This window comes from Schumannella sp. 10F1B-5-1, assembly GCF_006517535.1.
Classification (GTDB): domain Bacteria; phylum Actinomycetota; class Actinomycetes; order Actinomycetales; family Microbacteriaceae; genus Schumannella.
In genome coordinates this window covers 1-236 of sequence record NZ_VHQH01000179.1, presented here as the reverse complement: position 1 = coordinate 236, position 236 = coordinate 1, and the positions used below count along the sequence as shown (strand labels likewise).

General features: G+C 71.2%; 1 pseudogene. It reads right to left on the bottom strand.

Annotated features, from left to right (window positions below):
- Positions 1 to 92 precede the first annotated feature (92 nt).
- Positions 93 to 236: pseudogene (locus FJ658_RS16935) on the bottom strand (ABC transporter permease); the annotation flags it as partial.

Sequence of the window (236 nt, the reverse complement as noted above, 5' to 3'; positions counted from 1 at the left end):
GTAGGCGTGCGGCAGGGCGGCGATGGCCGCCTCCCGCAAGCTCGCCCAGGTCTCGTCGGTGATCTCGACGGGCTCGGCGGGACGGGCGTCGCTCATGACTTGATGTACGGCGTGCCGTCGGCGGCGGGCGCCCGCGAGACGCCCACCAGCCCGGCGACCGCGAAGATCGTGACGACGTAGGGCAGCATCAGCATGAAGTCGGACGGCACGGGCGATCCGATGATGCCGAGCACGCT